The organism is Streptomyces sp. NBC_00005 (assembly GCF_045160215.1).
GTDB lineage: Bacteria > Actinomycetota > Actinomycetes > Streptomycetales > Streptomycetaceae > Streptomyces.
In genome coordinates this window covers 4,756,506-4,772,909 of sequence record NZ_CP108316.1, presented here as the reverse complement: position 1 = coordinate 4,772,909, position 16,404 = coordinate 4,756,506, and the positions used below count along the sequence as shown (strand labels likewise).

The window sequence follows — 16,404 nt, the reverse complement described above, 5'->3', positions numbered from 1 at the left end:
TCTCCCCCGGAGTCGGCTGTGTGCAACGGGGAACGAAGCTATCAGGGGCGGGTAAGAGGGCCTGGGGTGCCTGTGGGGGATTGTGTGGGGAACGTGAGGAGTGTGGCGTGGCGGGCGCCGAGGGCGTGGATCGTAGGCAAGGGCGGCCGTGACGACAGGCGCGGGGCAACTCCGGCCAAGGGGGCAGACGGTGACGTATTGGGTGAAGGGCGAGGTCTCAGCTCCGTATCCGACCTTCGACGTCCCAAATCCGAGTCCATAAGATCTCTGTAGGCTCGGTACGCCTCACGTATCCCCTCCCTCCCACCCTCCGCCCCCTCCACACACAACCCGGGACACTCGCCATGCCGCGACGCAGCACCTCAAGCTCGACGGGACGCTCGACGGGCAACTCGGCCGCCCCGAGGAACCGGACGCCGCAACCCGTCCGCATCCGGAGGCGCAGCTTCGGGGACTTCGTCAAGGCGTTCTTCGCGTTCGTCGCGCTGCTCGTGCTCGTCGTCGGGGTGCCCGGGGCGCTGGCCGTGCTGATCGGGTGGCCGTTGCCCAACGGGGTGCCGAGCCTTGACTGGCTCCAGCAGGAGATCACCGTCACGACCTTCCTGCACATCCTGACCGTCATCGTCTGGCTGGCCTGGGCCCAGTTCACCGCCTGTGTGCTGGTGGAGGTCAAGGCCGCGCTCTCGGGTGTCGGAGTGCCGGGGCGGGTGCCCGGTTCGGGGCCCAGCCAGCTGCTCGCCCGGCAGCTCGTCGCCGCCCTGCTGCTCATCGGCGCCACGGCTGCCAGCCTCACGCCGGGGCTGTCGCAGCTCGGGCACAGCATCGAGGGGAACCAGAAGCCCACCGTCGCCGCGGCGCAGGCGACCCCCGGGCTCTTCGCCCAGCAGCAGGAGCAGGCCGCCAGTACCGCCGCCGCCCTCGCCGAACAGGCCTCCCACGCGGCCGCGCATGCCGACGGCGGCGGCAGTACCGCCCAGCACGGCGACACGAAGTACTACCGGATCCAGCCGCCGGAGGGGCGTCACCACGACTCCCTGTGGGAGATCGCGCAAAGGCATCTCGGTGACGGGCGCCGGTACAAGGAGATCTACGAGCTCAACAAGGACCGGACCCAGCCGGACGGTTCCAAGCTCTCCGAGGCCAGTCTGATCCGGCCCGGGTGGATCATGGAGATGCCCGGCGACGCGCACGGCGGCGAGCTCGTCGAGGCGCCCGATGCCTCCGCCCACGCCTCCTCGCCGGACCAGCAGCAGATCCACGACTACTCCAAGTCCGGCGATCACGCCCAAGGGGGCGGCAGCCAGGCCCAGGGCGGCGGTCACCACGCCCAGCAGGTCTCGCTTCCCGAGCAGCGGCCCGCCTCCGACGGCGGTCATCAGCAGGCCACCCCCGCGACGTCCGCATCCAGCAGCGCCTTCGGCCTGCCGCAGGCCCTCATCGGCGCCCCTCTTCTCGCCGCCGGCCTCCTCGGTGCCCTCGGCCGGCGCCGTCGGCAGGCGCTGTGGCAGTCGGCGCTCGGTGCCGTCGGCGGGCGGCGCGGGATGGAGCCGCCGCTGCCGGCCGGCGACGCCGCCAATGCGCAGGACGCCCTTCTCGTCGGCGCCGACCCCGAAGGCGTACGACTGCTCGACCTCTCGCTGAGGGGACTTGCCGCCTCCCTCGCCGCCGAGTCGCGTGCCCTGCCCACCGTCTACGCCGCCTGGCTCAGCAACGGCGATCTGCATCTGCAGCTCGCCCAGCCCGCCGGGAAGCCGCCCGCGCCCTGGCAGCTCGGGCAGGACCAGACCTTCTGGATGCTCGCCCGCACCGACGCCGAGCAATACGGCGACGTCGACACCGCCGCGCCCTACCCCGGCCTCGTCAGCCTCGGCACCATGGACGACTCGCGGCTGCTGCTCAACCTGGAGTCGGTGCCCGGCATCGTCTCCCTGAGCGGTCGCGAGGCCGACCGGGCCGCCGTCTTCGCGTCCGTCGCCGCCGAACTCGCCACCAACGGCTGGTCGGACCGCATGACCATCACCCTCGTCGGGTTCGGCGAGGACCTGACCCCCCTCGCGCCCAACCGGCTGCGCCACCTCGACGGCATCGACGACCTCATCGAGACCATGGAGGCCGAGACGCGGCAGCGGAGGGGAGCGCTGGGGGCCGCCGGGCACGACTCGGTCCTCACCGGGCGTACCGGGCCTGCCCAGCACACCCGTTGGGCCCCGCACCTCGTCCTGCTCGCCGCCCAGCCCTCCGCCGAGGACGCCGTCAAGCTCGCCGAACTCGCCTCCGACGCGAGCCGGCTCGGCATCGGCTACCTCGTCGGCACCGAGACCGGCGATCTGCCGGGCGCCGCCTGGGAGATGGAGGTCACCAGCGAGGGCAAGCTCCTCGCCCCGCTCCTCGGCCTCGAACTCGACGCCCAGCTCCTGCCGGTGGCCACCCAGCGCGCTGTCGTCGAGCTGTTCGTCGAGGCCGACCCCGAGCGCGAACCCCAAGGACCCGCCACCACACCGCCGTTCCTCGTCGACATCAGCGAGCAGGGGCGGCCGGCGGTGTACGCGCGCCTCGTCGGCCCGTACGAGATCATCGGCCTCGACACCCCGGACGGGGAGCGCAGTGCGCTGCTGCACGAGGCGCTCGCGCTGCTGCTGCTGCACCGTGAGGGCGTGCACCCGCGGGTGCTGTCGTCCGCGCTGTGGCCGCGGGGTGTCCCGGAGGACGTGCGGGATGCGCTGCTGGAGCGGCTGCGGGTCTGGCTCGGCGCCGACCCGGACGGCAGCCCCCGGCTCACCGCCGACTCGACCGGCCGGCTCGTGCTCGCCAAGTCCGTGGTGTCGGACCTGGACGTGCTGCGGTCGCTCTACCACGAGGCCACCCAGGGCAAGGGCATCGACAGCCGTGCCGTGCGCGGGCGGTTGCTGACGGACGCGCTGGTCCTGGTGCGCGGGCCGCTGCTCGCAGACCGGCCCGAGGGGCGCTACCGCTGGCTCACCCACGAGATCATCGACGCCCAACTCCCGCTGCTGGTGGCCGACATCGGGCTCGCGTTGTCCGCGTTCCATCTCGAGAAGAACCGCGCGGAGAAGGCCATCGAGGCCCTCAACGCCTCGCTGAACTCCGCACCGGGCGACGAGCGCCTGTGGAACGAGCTGCTCCGCGCCACCCACGCCACCGGTGACGAGGGCCGTCTGCAGACCCTCGCCGCCGACCTCATCAACCGCAGCGGCGCACGCGGGCTGCCGCCGCGCACCGAGGCGCTGCTCGACGAGCTGCTGCCGTCGTGGCGCAGCGGCGTCGCCGCGGTGGGATGAGCACCGTCCTCGTCGTCGCCGTCGCCGCACTGTGGGGTGCGGCGACGGGCGTACTCCTGCCGCGGGCGGCGTACCGCTTCTCCGTGTCCTCCGAGGAGGACTGGCGGGACCGGTGCCCCGGCGGGCATCCGATCGGGGGATGGATCGGGTGGGCCCGGTGCGGGCAGTGCGAGCGCACGGAACCCTTCTACGGCCCCGGTACACCCGCGGTCGCCGCCGCCACCGCCCTCGTCTGCGCCGCCCTCGCCGCCGCCACCGGCATCCGGCCCGAGCTCGCCGTGTGGCTGCTGCTCGCGCCCGTCGGCGTGCTGCTTGCGGTCGTCGACTTCCGGGTGCAGCGGCTGCCCGACGTCCTGACACTGCCGCTCGCGGGCGCCGCGCTCGCCCTGCTCGGCGTCGTCGCCCTCCTGCCCGAGCACGCCGGCGACTGGCCGACCGCGCTGTACGCCGCCCTCGCGCTCGGCGGCGCCTTCTTCCTGCTGTTCCTCATCAACCCCGGCGGGATGGGCTTCGGCGACGTGAAGCTGGCGCTGGGACTGGGCGCCGTCCTGGGCTGGTACGGCTGGCCGACGGTCATGCTGGGCACCTTCGCCGCGTTCCTGCTCGGGGCGCTGTACGGGGGCACGCTCGTCGTCGTACGGCGGGCCGGGCGCAAGACGGCCATCGCGTTCGGACCCTTCCTGATCACCGGGGCCTTCCTCGGGCTGCTCATCGGCGCGTACGCGGCCTGACGTCCGTCCCGTAGAACGCCTGGCGTAGGCTGGCTGGGTCCGCCCACAACCCTTACGAAAGGGACGCCCCGGTGACCGAGAAGGCCGAGCTCCAGTCCGTCCTCGACCGTGCCGCGGCCGGCGGGCGGATCACCCCGGAAGAGGCCCTCGACCTCTACCGCGACGCCCCGCTGCACGCGCTCGGCGCCGCCGCCGACGCCGTACGCCGCCGCAAGTACGCGGGCACCGAGCACATCGCGACGTACATCATCGAGCGCAACATCAACTACACGAACGTGTGCGTCACGGCGTGCAAGTTCTGCGCCTTTTACGCCGCTCCCAAGGACACCGCCAAGGGCTGGACGCGCGACCTCGACGACATCCTGCGACGCTGCGCCGAGACCGTCGAGCTGGGCGGCACCCAGATCATGTTCCAGGGCGGCCACCACCCGGACTACGGCGTCGAGTACTACGAGAAGCACTTCTCCGCCATCAAGCAGGCCTTCCCGCAGCTCGTCATCCACAGCCTGGGGGCGAGCGAGGTCGAGCACATGGCCCGGATCTCCGAGGTGAGCGTGGAGGAGGCCATCTCGCGGATCCACGCCGCCGGCCTCGACTCCTTCGCCGGCGCCGGTGCCGAGCTGCTGCCCGAGCGGCCGCGCAAGGCGATCGCCCCGCTGAAGGAGAGCGGCGAGCGCTGGCTGGAGATCATGGAGACCGCGCACGGGCTGGGCGTCGAGTCGACGTCCACGATGCTCATGGGCACCGGCGAGACCAACGCCGAGCGCATCGAGCACCTGCGGATGATCCGTGACGTGCAGGACCGGACGGGCGGCTTCCGCGCCTTCATCCCGTACACCTACCAGCCCGAGAACAACCACCTGAAGGGCCGCACCCAGGCCACGCTCTTCGAGTACCTGCGGATGATCGCGATCGCGCGGCTGTTCATGGACAACATCCAGCACATCCAGGGGTCCTGGCTGACGACCGGCAAGGAGGTCGGGCAGCTGTCCCTGCACTACGGTGCGGACGACCTCGGCTCGATCATGCTGGAGGAGAACGTCGTCTCGTCCGCCGGTGCCAAGCACCGCTCCAACCGGCTCGAGATCATCGACCTGATCCGCAAGGCGGGGCGCGTCCCGGCCCAGCGGACCACGACGTACGAGCACATCGTGGTGCACGACGACCCGGCTGACGACCCGGTCGACGAGCGGGTGATGTCCCACATCTCGTCCACGGCGATCGCGGGCGGCACGGCGCATCCCGAACTGAAGCTCCTCGCGTCCAACTGAGCCGCGTTCAACGGATCTCAGTCCAACCGATCCGAGTTCAACGGATTCGAGTTCAACGGATCCGAGTCCAACCGATCTGACCAGAGGGCGAGTTGGAGACCATTCACGCGGCGGACGAGGTCCGGTGCACCTGGGACTCGGAGCCGATCGAGGACGGCGCCGTCGTGGTGGGGCGGGACCGGATCGGTGCCGTGGGGACGTTCGAGGAGCTGCGGGAGCGGTTCCCCGGCGCCCGGGTGCGCAGATGGCCCGGTGTCCTCGGGCCCGCGCGCATCCACGAAGGGCCGCTGCCGGACGCCCCGTCCCCGCGCGAACGCATCCACGCCGTACTGAAGTCGGGTGCGGTGGCCGTCCTTGAGGAGTACGTCGACTCGCCCGAACTCCGCGCCGCCGCCGAGCGGAACGACGTGGTCGTCCTCCCGCGCACCCGGCCGACCGCGCTGAGGCAGACCGGCCGCGCCGACCTCGCCGTACTCGACGAAACCGGCGCCTGCATCGCCACGGTCTGCGCGGGGCGGCTCGTGCACAGGCGCCGCTAGGGCCCTAGGTGTATTGACCCGTGAGGTTGGGGACGCGGCTGGCGGGTGGTTGGCCTTTCAGCGCGGTGTGTCCGCGGTGGTGATTGTAGGAGTGGAGCCAGTCGGGGAACGCGTCGCGTCGTTCGGTCTCCGTGCGGTAGGGGCGGGCGTAGGCCCACTCGTCCAGCAGGGTGCGGTTGAAGCGCTCGACCTTGCCGTTCGTTTGCGGCCGGTAGGGGCGTGTTCGCTTGTGGGTGATCCCGGCTGCGGCGAGGGCATCACGCCAGTCGCGTGAGCGGTAGCAGGAGCCGTTGTCGGTCAGCACCCGCTGGACGGTGATCCCGGCCTGGGTGAAGAACGTCTGGGCCCGGCCCCAGAAGGCGGTTGCGGTTTCCTTCTTCTCGTCTGCGTGGATCTCGCTGTAGGCGAGGCGGGAGTGATCGTCGACGGCGTTGTGCAGGTAGCTGTAGCCCACGCCGGAGCGGGTCTTGCGGCCGGCCTGGCGCCCCAGGGTCTTGTGGCCTCCGCCGTCGGGGATGTTGCCGAGCTTCTTGATGTCCACGTGCACCAACTCGCCCGGCGTGGAGCGTTCGTAGCGGCGGATCACCCGCCCGGTGGCACGGTCGAGATGAGCCAGACGGGCCAGCTTGTAGCGGGCCAGGACCCGGTGCACCGTGGACGGGTTCAATCGCAGCAGGTAGGCGATGCGGGCCGGTCCCCAGCGGCGCAGGACACGGACCTTGATGATCCGCCGCTCGGTGCGGGTCGGGGTCCGGTTCGGGCTGTGATGCGCTCTGGACGAGCGGTCGCTCATGCCCGCCGCGCCGAGTTTCCGGTAGCGGTCCGCCCATCGCTGGGCCGTGGTCGGCGAGACCTGGAAGCGTTCGGCGGCCCGGCGCAGGGTCCAGTTGTCCTCGACCACGCAGCGGGCCAGACGCAGACGGCCGGTCTCGCTCAGGGGTGCATTACGGTGGACCACGAGGGCCTTTCTGTTGGTGTAGACGTCGCAATCCACACCGAACCGGAAGGCCCTCACCTGTTCAAGATCCCTCAGCCGAGACCTGCCTCACCCGTCCACAACCTCCCGAGACAGAACACCTAGCCCGCGAACGCCTCCGCGAACGCGCCCGAACTCTGCGTCACCCCACTGCAGTTGGTGGCCGCGTCGTCGTCCTCGGAGTTCCCCTTCTCGCACTGCTGGTCCCGGAACGTCGACCACATCGACACCCAGGCGATCTCCTTCTCCTCGGCGAACGTCCGTACCTGCGCCGCGTCGGAGAGCGTGAACGTCTCGTTGTCGATGTCGTTGTCGCCGATCATCGAGGTGAGTGCCATGCCCCGCCAGGCGTTCGCGTCGGACAGGCCGAAGACCTTCTTCAGCTGCGTGTGCGTCGCCTTGGCCGAGGTGAGGGCGTAGTCGCCCATGTCGCCGGTGTACGACTCGCCGTAGTTCATGGTCATGATGTTGACCGTGGAGACCTGGACGTCGTACTTGTTCGCGGACGCGAGCAGCGCCAGGCTGTCGGAGTCCAGGCCGGACGGCATGACCGGGAGCGTGAAGGAGACCTTGAGGTCGCTGCGGTCCTTCTGCAGCAGGGCTATCGCCTCGGAGCGCAGGGCCACCGAGTCGGAGTCGGTCAGCTGGTCGCCCTCGATGTCGAAGTCGGCCTGAGTGGAGCCGGCCGCGTCCAGCGCCTTGCCGTACGCCGCCGCCAGCTCGGACGCGCTGTCGCAGGTCGACGCCAGTTCCTTGCCGGAGGCCCCGCCGAAGGAGACGCGCACGGTGGCGCCGTCCTCCTTGAGCTTCGAGATCCGGGACTTCACCGTCGAGTCGGCCAGGGCGTACTCGTCGTTCCACTTCGGCGTGCAGTCGCTGCCGTCGGAGATCACGAACGCCAGGTTGTACGTCGTGGGGGAGCCGCTGGAGTCGTTGTCGGAGGCCTCCGTGGCGCTTACGTACGGGGCGTACGAAGTGGTGGACGACGTCTCCTGCGACGGGGAGGCGGAGGCGGCGGCGCTGCTCTGTTTCCCGGGCTCCGGCGCCGAGTCCGTGCTGCTGTCGGAGCCCGCGGAGCAACCCGCCGCGGCCAGGGCAAACAGACAAGTGAACCCAGCGGCCATCGGCTTCCGGAAACTCGGCATTGGCATGCACCCGCTCTCGTGATTTCTGTCTCAGGCTTGAAACAAAGTCTCATTCAAAAGGAAAACGTCTCACACTGAGCCGCTGTTCATGAAGACGGTTGATACACAGTAAACACATGGGACGGATGGAGTGAACCGGTCATGTCGGTCGATCCAAACGGGACATTCAACTCGTTCCCCCTCGTGGCGAGTTGTGCAGGCGTTCCGGAAACCTCACAGCATGGAGACAGGTTAAGAGGTTTCTCATATGTGCCTCACAAGAAAATCGGTCTGGGACACATAAAGACTCCCTAATGTCTGGGGAATGCATTCCGAGCCTGCCATCGAAAACAGCGCGACCAGGGGTGGTCGCCGCCGCAAACGCGGCAACGGGTCCGTCGAGGGGCCTGTGTTCGTTGACAACTCCGGGCGCCGTTCCAAGCTGCTGCGCCGGATCGGCCTCCTGGCCGGCGTCCTGTGTATCGGGTACGCCGTCATCCTGGGCCTGGCCTTCATGGGGATCGGGACCTCGAGTCCGTCCTCGCTGCTGCCCTTCGGAGGCGGCGGACCGGCCGGTGCCCAGAACTCCGGCCCCGGCGGCGCCGAGCCGCAGGGCGGCGTCGGCACGCCGCCCGTGAAGCCCAGCGGTACTCCCCCCACCGGCATCGCCACCGGCGAGCCGCCCAGCTCCGCCCCGTCCGCGTCCGCTTCGGCGGCCAACTGACCGGAACGCAGCCACACTTATGACGACATCCACCTCTCGCGGCCGCCGCCGCGCTCCCACCCGCATGCGGCGGGTGGCGGGCAAGGCCGCGGCGCTGCAGAAACCGCGAGTCATCCTCGCCCTGGTGTTCCTGCTCGGGCTGACCAGCGTGATGCTGCTCGACGGCTATCTGCGCGCCGAGGTCGGCGGCGACCAGCGCGTACGTACCGGGGCCAGCTCCGCCAAGGTCCCTGACAAGATCCTCAACGGCGGGCCGATCGTCACCTTCCAGGGCGGTCGGGCCACGACGATCTCGGTGCCGAAGAAGACCATCGCCCTCACCTTCGACGACGGCCCGAACCCCACCTACACGCCCGACGTTCTCAAGATCCTCGAGGAGAACGACGTCCCGGCCACGTTCTTCCTGGTCGGCTCGATGGTCTCGCGCTACCCGGACATCGTGAAGGACATGGTCGCGCAGGGCAACGAGGTGGGCATCCACACCTTCACCCACGTCGACCTGTCGTACCAGAGCGACGCCCGCGTCAACCGTGAGATGCAGCAGACCCAGCTCGCGCTCGCGGGCGCGGCCGGCATCACGACCACGTTGTTCCGCGCGCCGTACTCCTCGGAGACGGACGCCATCGACAACTACAGCTGGCCCGTCTACAAGAAGCTCGGCGCGGACGGATACACCAGCGTCTTCGTCGACACCGACAGCGACGACTGGAAGAAGCCGGGCGTCTCGAAGATCATCAACTGGGCCACGCCGAAGAAGAACAAGGGCGCGGCGGTCCTGATGCACGACGCGGGCGGCGACCGCGAGCAGACGGTCGAGGCGCTGCCCCAGTACATCAAGAAGATGAAGGCGAAGGGCTACACCTTCACCACCATCAGCGGCGTCATCGAGAAGCAGAACGCGAGCAACCGCCAGGCGGCGAACGCCGGTTCGGGGACTGCCGGTTCGGGGACTGCCGGTTCGGCGGCCGCGGGTTCGGCGGCCGCAGGCTCGGCGTCGGGGCAGTCGTCGACCGGAACGGCTCCGACGGGATCGGCCCCGACGGGAACCGCTCCGGGGTCGGCCGCGACGAACGGCTCGACCGGCGCTCAGTCCTCCGGTGGTCCGGGCGGTCAGTCGCAGAACGGCACTCAGCAGAACGGCACTCAGGGGTCCCAGGGGTCAGGGGGAAGTCAGGGTTCCACGGCGTCCCGGCTCCAGGCCGCCCACCGCACGGCCACCGGCGCCACCCTCTACGAAGGCAAGGCGCTCATCGTCGCCGTCGCCGTGGCCGAGTACGCGCTACCGGTGCTGGCGGTCGGGCTGATGGTCGTGGGCATAGCCGTCATGGGCCGCTTCGGGATGATGGTGATCCTCGCCCGCAGCCACTACAGACAGCGCAACAAACGCCGGTTCAGCTGGGGACCGACCATCACCCGGCCGGTGAGCGTGATCGTGCCGGCGTACAACGAGAAGGAGTGCATCGCCAACACCCTGGAGTCGCTGGCGAAGAGCACCCATCCGATCGAGATCATCGTGGTCGACGACGGCTCGACGGACGGCACCTCCGAGATCGCGCGCAACGCGGCCGACTCCCTCGGCATGACGAACGTCCGGGTCATCCGCCAGGAGAACGCGGGCAAGCCGGCCGCCCTCAACAACGGTGTCCGCAGCGCCAGTTACGACATCGTCATCATGATGGACGGCGACACGGTCTTCGAGCCGGACGCCGTGCACCAGCTGGTGCAGCCCTTCGCCGACCCCCAGGTCGGTGCGGTCGCGGGCAACGCCAAGGTCGGCAACCGCAACACGATCATCGGCGCCTGGCAGCACATCGAGTACGTGATGGGCTTCAACCTCGACCGCCGCATGTACGACCTGCTGCGCTGCATGCCCACCATCCCGGGCGCGATCGGCGCGTTCCGCCGTGACGCCGTCCTCCAGGTCGGCGGCATGAGCGAGGACACCCTCGCCGAGGACACCGACATCACCATCGCCATGCACCGCGCGGGCTGGCGGGTCGTCTACCAGGAGCACGCCAAGGCCTGGACGGAGGCGCCCGGTTCGCTCAAGCAGCTGTGGTCGCAGCGCTACCGCTGGTCCTACGGCACCATGCAGGCGCTGTGGAAGCACCGCAAGTCCCTTACGGACAAGGGGCCTTCGGGCCGCTTCGGCCGGATCGGCATGCCGCTGGTGGTGATCTTCCAGATCGTCACGCCGGTCTTCGCCCCGCTGATCGACGTGTTCACCGTCTACTCGATGATCTTCGTCGACTTCACGGCGGCGCTGCTCGCGTGGCTCGCGGTGCTCGCGGTCCAACTCCTGTGCGCGGCCTACGCCTTCCGCCTCGACCGCGAGAAATACAGGTACCTCCTGATGATGCCGCTGCAACAGCTGGCCTACCGCCAGATGATGTACCTCGTCCTCATCCACTCCAGCATCACCGCCCTCACCGGCGGCCGCCTGCGCTGGCAGAAGCTGAAGCGGACCGGCGAGGTCGGTACTCCGGCAGGGGTGAGCTGATGAGCTGGGAGCAGCAGGGCTACCAGCGACCGCCCCAGCCGTCGCCCCAGCAACCGCCTCAGCAGCCGTATCAGCAGGACTACGGCTACGGGTACGGATACGCGGGTCAGGGCCAGCAGCAGTACGTGCAGCATCCGTATCCGCAACAGCCGTACCCGCAGCAGTACGTCGACTATGGGCAGGGGCAGGGGCAGGGGCAGGGGCAGGGGCAGGGGCAGGGCCGGCCGGTGGCCGACGCGACGGCGCCCCTGCCGGTGGTGGAGCCGGAACCGGCTCCCGAGGCCACGGTCGTGGTCGCCGAGGAGCCGGCCGAGGAGAAGACCCCGCCCAAACCGGCGGGCCGCGACCGCTACTTCGACACCCTCCGCGCGGTCGCCCTGATCCGCGTGGTGACCTACCACACCTTCGGCTGGGCCTGGGCGGGCATGGTCTTCCCCTCCATGGGGATCATGTTCGCCCTGGCCGGCACGCTGATGGCGAAGTCGCTGGAGCGGCCCGCGCTCAAGGTGATCCGCAGCCGGATGCGCAGGCTGCTGCCCCCGTTCTGGTTCTGGGGCGTCTTCGTGGTCCTCGCGATGCTGATCCACGACTGGATGCCGGGCTGGCAGATCGTCTTCTGGATCGTGCCGCTCGGCGATCCGCCGGGCAACAGCTGGGGCATACAGGCCTGGGAGATCCTCTGGTACCTGCGGACGTACCTCTGGTTCGTGCTGCTGTCGCCGGTCCTGCTGAGGGCCTTCCGGCTGGCGCCCGTCGCGGTCCTGTTCCTCTCCCTCGCTCCGATCCTGGTCTTCCACTTCCTGTGGGAGCCCCCGGACAACCGCTTCGGCAGCGCCCTGACGGACCTCGCGACCTTCCTCTTCTGCTGGATCCTCGGCTTCGCCCACCGCGACGGGGTCCTGCAGCGGATGAAGCCGGCCCTCGTCGTCCTGCTGTCCGTCGCAGCGGTCGGCTACGGCGGCTGGTACGCCTTCACGCACCAGGCGGAGACGGGCTCCTACGACCTCGACGACATCCCGCTCGCCCAGGCGTTCTGGTCGGCCGGGTACGTCATGCTCCTGATGTGGGCCAAGGCGTACTTCCGCATCGACTTCGCCTGGCTCACCAAGTTCCGGCGCACCGACCGGCTAGTCACGATCTTCAACGCCCGCGCCGTGACGCTCTACCTCTGGCACGAGATCGCGCTGATCCTGGCCGTCCCGTTGATCGACCAGTTCTGGAACGTGCCCGCGTTCGAGAAGTGGCTGCCGCTGGAGAGCCAGTGGTTCATGTTCGGCATCGGCTGGGTCCTGATCGCGGTGTTCATCCTGCTGTGCGGATGGGTGGAGGACGTGGCCGGGAAGAAGAAGCCGAAGCTTCTTCCGTGAGGTCGGGCTGCAACAATGGCGAGGTGACCCGCGCCTCCCTGAACAAGCAGCCGCACGAAGTCGCCTCGATGTTCGACGACGTGGCGGAACGGTACGACCTGACGAACGACGTGCTGTCGCTCGGCCAGGACCGCGTGTGGCGCAAGGAGGTGGCCCGGGCGGTCGACGCCCGGCCCGCGCAGAAGGTCCTGGACCTGGCCGCGGGCACGGCCACGTCCTCGCTGCCCTTCGCCCGCACGGGCGCGTACGTCGTCCCCTGCGACTTCTCCCTCGGCATGCTCCAGGTCGGCAAGAGGAAGCACCCCTGGCTGCCGCTGACCGCGGGCGACGCGACGAAGCTGCCGTTCAAGGACGACACGTTCGACGCCGTCACGATCTCCTTCGGACTGCGCAACGTGCAGGACTTCGATGCGGCCCTGCGCGAGATGTACCGGGTGACCAAGCCCGGCGGCCGGGTGGTGATCTGCGAGTTCTCGCACCCGACCTGGGCGCCCTTCCGCACGGTCTACACCGAGTACCTGATGCGCGCCCTCCCGCCGGTCGCACGCGCGGTCTCGTCCAACCCCGACGCCTACGTCTACCTCGCCGAGTCCATCCGCGCCTGGCCCGACCAGCCCGCGCTGGCCGAGCGCCTGCGCAAGGCCGGCTGGTCGAAGGTCGCCTGGCGCAACCTCACGGGCGGCGTGGTGGCCCTGCACCGCGGCTTCAAGGAGGCCTGAGCTCCGCACGGGATCAGGAGATCTGGGCCCCGCACGGAGCCAAGAGACCTGAGCCCCGCACGGAGTCGGGAGACCTGAGCCCCGCCGGGTCCAGAAGTGCCGGTCCGGGTCAGGGGACGCAGAACCCGACGACGGCGTACGGGTCCTCCGGCTCGTCGAGCTCGCGCTGCATCCCGCCGCTGGGCGGACGCGGCAGGCGCGGTTCGCGCACACCGGAGCCTCCGCCGCCCTCACCCTCGCCGAAGTCGAACCAAACATAGACCATCGAGTCCCGCGGCACTTCGGCATTGGGCTGCGGGTACTGCCGTACGACGTACTCGACGACGGTCTGGTGGAAGTCGGGCCGGTCCGGCGCGTTGATGAACAGTCCGGTCGACTCGGCCGTCTTGCGCGCGTCCATGGCCATCAGTCCGACAAGTCGCGGTACGCGCACTTCGGGTGTCTTGGGCGGTATGTGCACAGATGTCACCCCCAGCGGTACCTGAAGGGTAACTCCGGCCCGGCACCGCCCGGAAGTGTCGGGTGTCTTTCTGTAGCAGTCGACTACGGTGAGTAGTCGACGGTCGTCACAGATCGAGCCGGTAGCAGTGTCCCTCCTGCTGCGCGGTCGGCGTCGTGAAGACCTCGGCGAGGTGCATGCCCAGCCGCCGCGTCACCGCGATCGACCGCTCATTGCCGGCCAGGACCATGGCTACCACGCTCGGCACCTCCGCGGCCCGCAGCCGCTCCAGCGTCATCTGCGCGGCCGCCGTCGCGTACCCCTTGCCCCAGTACTCCCGCCCGAGCCGCCACCCGATCTCGATCTCGCCCTTGGGACCCCAGTCCCGCGGCCACGGCTGGGCTCCGGTGAACCCGACGGCCTGCCCGGACTCGCCGACCATGGTCCACAGACAGAAGCCCCGTTCGGCGTCGTGCCGGCGCTGGCGGGCGGTGAGCTCCTCGTAGACGGAGAGGGCCGCGGACTTGCCGCCGTGGAACTCCATGACGTCCGGGTCGTCGAAGAGCCGGTGCCAGGCGACCGCGTCCTCGTCGGTGGGGACACGCAGCCGTACTACGGGGAGAGCTCGGTTCACGGGGCAGCCCTTCAGCCGGGTGATCAATTCTGCTGAATAGACTGCCTGTGTCCAGTGCCGCTCGGCACAGAGATTTGTCGAACTTGGGGAGATCCCGCCGTGACCGTCGTGACCGAGCCGCTCTCCGAGAACACCGCCGATGTGATCGTCGTGGGCGCGGGACCGGCGGGCTCCACGACCGCCTACCACCTCGCCAAGTCCGGCCTCGACGTGCTCCTGCTGGAGAAGACCGAGTTCCCGCGCGAGAAGGTCTGCGGCGACGGCCTGACCCCGCGGGCCACCAAACAGCTCGTGTCGATGGGCATCGACATCTCCGAGGAGGCCGGCTGGCTGCGCAACAAGGGGCTGCGCATCATCGGCGGCGGCGTCCGGCTCCAGCTGGACTGGCCGGATCTCGCCTCCTTCCCGGACTACGGACTCGTCCGCAAGCGCGACGACTTCGACGAGCAGCTCGCCCGGCAGGCCCAGAAGGCGGGGGCGCGTCTGTACGAGCGCTGCAACGTCGGCGCCCCGATCCTCGACGACCGCACGGGCCGCATCACCGGCGTGCACGCCAAGCTCGGCGAGGACAAGCGCGAGGTCACCTTCCACGCGCCGCTGGTCGTCGCCGCCGACGGCAACTCCACCCGCCTCTCCCTCGCGATGGGCCTGCACCGCCGCGAGGACCGCCCGATGGGCGTCGCGGTCCGCACGTACTTCGAATCGCCCCGCCACGAGGACGACTACCTGGAGTCCTGGCTGGAACTGTGGGACCGCCGCGGTCCGGGCGAGGACCGTCTGCTGCCCGGCTACGGCTGGATCTTCGGCATGGGCGACGGCACGTCGAACGTCGGCCTGGGCGTCCTGAACACCTCGGACTCCTTCAAGGAACTGGACTGGCGCGAGGTCCTGAAGGCCTGGTGCGCCTCCATGCCGGAGGACTGGGGCTACACCCCGGAGAACATGACCGGCCCGATCCGCGGCGCCGCCCTCCCGATGGCCTTCAACCGCCAGCCCCACTACACCAAGGGCCTGCTCCTGGTCGGCGACGCCGGCGGCCTGGTGAACCCCTTCAACGGCGAGGGCATCGCCTACGCCATGGAGTCCGGCCAGATCGCCGCCGACGTCATCGTCCAGGCCCACGCCCGCCCGACGCCCGCGAGCCGCGAACTGGCCCTCCAGCGCTACCCGCGCGTCCTGAAGGACACCTACGGCGGCTACTACACGCTGGGCCGCGCCTTCGTGAAGCTCATCGGCAACCCGAAGGTCATGAAGATCGCGGCCCAGCGCGGCCTGACCCACCCCATGCTGATGAAGTTCACCCTGAAGCTCCTGGCAAACCTCACGGACCCGACGGGCGGCGACGCGATGGACCGGATCATCAACGGGCTGAGCAAGGTGGCACCGAAGGCGTGATCAGCCGCCGGGGCTTCCGCTAGGAACCGCTGAGCGCCTCGGTCTTGGCGGCCCGGCGCGCGAACACCTCGTCGCGTCGGTCCGCCACCTGCCTGAGCGCGTCCTTCCGCTCCCGCTTGGAGAGCCGGTCCAGGTAGACGTGGCCGTCGCAGTGGTCGGTCTCGTGCTCCAGGCAGCGCGCGAAGTACCCCGTGCCCTCGATGGTGACGGGCTCGCCGCCCTTGTCGAACCCGCGCACCACGGCCCGGTCCGGACGCGGTACGTCCATCACGGCGCCCGGCACCGACAGGCACCCCTCGCCCTCGTCGAGCAGGCGGCGTCCGGCCGGGTGGAGGGCGTCGAGGACCGGGTTGGCGATGTACCCGACGTGCCGGACCCCGTCGTCGTCCGGGCAGTCGTACACGAACAGCCGCAGGTCGACGCCGACTTGGTTCGCCGCGAGCCCTGCCCCGTCCGCGATGTACATCGTCAGGAACATGTCGTCGATGAGCGCGGCGAGATCGGGCCCGAACTCGGTGACGTCCCGGCACGGCCTGTGCAGCACCTCCTCGCCGACCTCGGTGATGCGCCGCACCGAGCCGCGCCGGGCCTCGGGCGCCGGCCTCGGATACGAGTCGACGGGCCTGCCTTGTACGAACACGCGTGGCATGTCTGTGTCTCCCTGTGATTGTGAGGATGCTGTGGGT

At 69.7% G+C, this 16,404-nt stretch carries 14 protein-coding genes; 9 read left to right on the top strand and 5 right to left on the bottom strand.

The genetic code is table 11. The annotated features are described in order from the left end of the window. Positions 1-344 precede the first annotated feature (344 nt). The 4 genes from OG303_RS21820 to OG303_RS21805 all read left to right on the top strand — a co-directional run bounded on the left by OG303_RS21820 (position 345) and on the right by OG303_RS21805 (position 5,840). Positions 345-3,299, top strand: a complete 2,955-nt coding sequence (locus OG303_RS21820; RefSeq protein ID WP_405870212.1) for a BTAD domain-containing putative transcriptional regulator — start codon at positions 345-347, stop codon at positions 3,297-3,299. After that, complete coding sequence (locus tag OG303_RS21815; RefSeq protein WP_405870210.1) at positions 3,296-4,030, top strand: prepilin peptidase; 735 nt, start codon at positions 3,296-3,298, stop codon at positions 4,028-4,030. Before OG303_RS21820 ends, OG303_RS21815 begins: the two co-directional genes overlap by 4 nt. 71 nt (positions 4,031-4,101) lie before the next feature. After that, on the top strand, positions 4,102-5,301 hold the full coding sequence (gene mqnC, locus OG303_RS21810; protein ID WP_405870208.1) for a cyclic dehypoxanthinyl futalosine synthase: 1,200 nt from the start codon (positions 4,102-4,104) through the stop codon (positions 5,299-5,301). Between the two features lie 92 nt (positions 5,302-5,393). Continuing rightward, a complete protein-coding gene (locus OG303_RS21805; protein ID WP_405870206.1) occupies positions 5,394-5,840 on the top strand; it encodes an imidazolonepropionase-like domain-containing protein in 447 nt (148 codons plus the stop codon). 4 nt (positions 5,841-5,844) lie between these two features. Here OG303_RS21805 and OG303_RS21800 read toward each other — a convergent pair whose 3' ends face one another. After that, positions 5,845-6,798, bottom strand: a complete 954-nt coding sequence (locus tag OG303_RS21800) for an IS481 family transposase (RefSeq protein WP_405867321.1) — start codon at positions 6,796-6,798, stop codon at positions 5,845-5,847. Positions 6,799-6,917: 119 nt separating this feature from the next. Beyond that, a complete protein-coding gene (locus OG303_RS21795) occupies positions 6,918-7,961 on the bottom strand; it encodes a chitinase (protein ID WP_405870204.1) in 1,044 nt (347 codons plus the stop codon). A gap of 388 nt (positions 7,962-8,349) precedes the next feature. Here OG303_RS21795 and OG303_RS21790 point away from each other — a divergent pair, with 388 nt between their 5' ends. Genes OG303_RS21790 through OG303_RS21775 form a run of 4 tightly spaced genes read left to right on the top strand, consistent with a single transcriptional unit; the run spans position 8,350 to position 13,250 of the window. After that, positions 8,350-8,664, top strand: a complete 315-nt coding sequence (locus tag OG303_RS21790) for a hypothetical protein (RefSeq protein WP_405870203.1) — start codon at positions 8,350-8,352, stop codon at positions 8,662-8,664. 19 nt (positions 8,665-8,683) lie between these two features. Further along, positions 8,684-11,164: a bifunctional polysaccharide deacetylase/glycosyltransferase family 2 protein gene (locus OG303_RS21785; RefSeq protein WP_405870201.1), complete on the top strand. Its 2,481-nt coding sequence runs from the start codon at positions 8,684-8,686 to the stop codon at positions 11,162-11,164. Continuing rightward, positions 11,164-12,531 carry an acyltransferase family protein gene (locus OG303_RS21780; RefSeq protein WP_405870199.1) on the top strand — a complete coding sequence of 456 codons (1,368 nt, stop codon included), beginning with the start codon at positions 11,164-11,166 and terminating at the stop codon, positions 12,529-12,531. The genes OG303_RS21785 and OG303_RS21780 overlap by 1 nt, the downstream gene beginning before the upstream one ends. 23 nt (positions 12,532-12,554) lie before the next feature. Further along, positions 12,555-13,250 carry a demethylmenaquinone methyltransferase gene (locus tag OG303_RS21775; protein WP_405870197.1) on the top strand — a complete coding sequence of 232 codons (696 nt, stop codon included), beginning with the start codon at positions 12,555-12,557 and terminating at the stop codon, positions 13,248-13,250. A 109-nt stretch (positions 13,251-13,359) separates the two neighbouring features. Here the strand turns inward: OG303_RS21775 and OG303_RS21770 are convergent, their stop codons facing one another. After that, positions 13,360-13,683, bottom strand: coding sequence for a PASTA domain-containing protein (locus OG303_RS21770; RefSeq protein WP_405877407.1), 324 nt, complete (start codon positions 13,681-13,683; stop codon positions 13,360-13,362). Between the two features lie 133 nt (positions 13,684-13,816). Continuing rightward, positions 13,817-14,323, bottom strand: a complete 507-nt coding sequence (locus tag OG303_RS21765; RefSeq protein WP_405870195.1) for a GNAT family N-acetyltransferase — start codon at positions 14,321-14,323, stop codon at positions 13,817-13,819. 99 nt (positions 14,324-14,422) lie between these two features. Between OG303_RS21765 and OG303_RS21760 the strand changes: the two genes are divergently transcribed. Further along, positions 14,423-15,718 (top strand): geranylgeranyl reductase family protein, encoded by a 1,296-nt coding sequence (locus OG303_RS21760; protein ID WP_405870193.1) that lies wholly within the window; start codon positions 14,423-14,425, stop codon positions 15,716-15,718. Between the two features lie 19 nt (positions 15,719-15,737). Here the strand turns inward: OG303_RS21760 and def are convergent, their stop codons facing one another. Next, positions 15,738-16,367, bottom strand: coding sequence for a peptide deformylase (gene def / locus OG303_RS21755; RefSeq protein ID WP_405870191.1), 630 nt, complete (start codon positions 16,365-16,367; stop codon positions 15,738-15,740). Positions 16,368-16,404: the final 37 nt, after the last annotated feature.

Coding starts and splice junctions, on each gene's coding strand:
- OG303_RS21820 (WP_405870212.1), top strand. CDS start 345: ATGCCGCGACGCAGCACCTCAAGCTCGACGGGACGCTCGACGGGCAAC.
- OG303_RS21815 (WP_405870210.1), top strand. CDS start 3,296: ATGAGCACCGTCCTCGTCGTCGCCGTCGCCGCACTGTGGGGTGCGGCG.
- OG303_RS21795 (WP_405870204.1), bottom strand. CDS start 7,961: ATGCCGAGTTTCCGGAAGCCGATGGCCGCTGGGTTCACTTGTCTGTTT.
- OG303_RS21785 (WP_405870201.1), top strand. CDS start 8,684: ATGACGACATCCACCTCTCGCGGCCGCCGCCGCGCTCCCACCCGCATG.
- OG303_RS21780 (WP_405870199.1), top strand. CDS start 11,164: ATGAGCTGGGAGCAGCAGGGCTACCAGCGACCGCCCCAGCCGTCGCCC.
- def (WP_405870191.1), bottom strand. CDS start 16,367: ATGCCACGCGTGTTCGTACAAGGCAGGCCCGTCGACTCGTATCCGAGG.